1 protein-coding gene is annotated in these 245 nt (G+C 48.6%); it reads left to right on the top strand.

Annotated features, from left to right (window positions below):
* The coding region (locus HBA93_RS22740) for a M20/M25/M40 family metallo-hydrolase (RefSeq protein ID WP_353619437.1) at positions 1–202 on the top strand (202 nt) is incomplete at its 5' end.
* Positions 203–245 lie beyond the last annotated feature (43 nt).

Raw genomic sequence — 245 nt, 5'->3', positions numbered from 1 at the left:
TATTCCGGGCAGTGAAGATTTCGCTTATTTCCTGCAGCATAAACCTGGCAGCTTCCTGCGTCTTGGGAATGGTGTGGATTCAGCGGTGTTGCACAATCCGAAATACAACTTCAATGACGCCAACCTGCCTGTTGGTTCCGCACTCTGGGCACGTCTGGCAGAGCGCTATCTGGCAGCCGGCGGCAATGGTGCTGAAGCATAACTATTTTTATTCAAAGGCTTAGCGAAAATAGTTCATAAGAAAA

Source organism: Ochrobactrum sp. SFR4, assembly GCF_019730395.1.
Taxonomy (GTDB): Bacteria; Pseudomonadota; Alphaproteobacteria; order Rhizobiales; family Rhizobiaceae; genus Pseudochrobactrum.
This window is presented reverse-complemented; position numbering and strand designations above follow the sequence as displayed.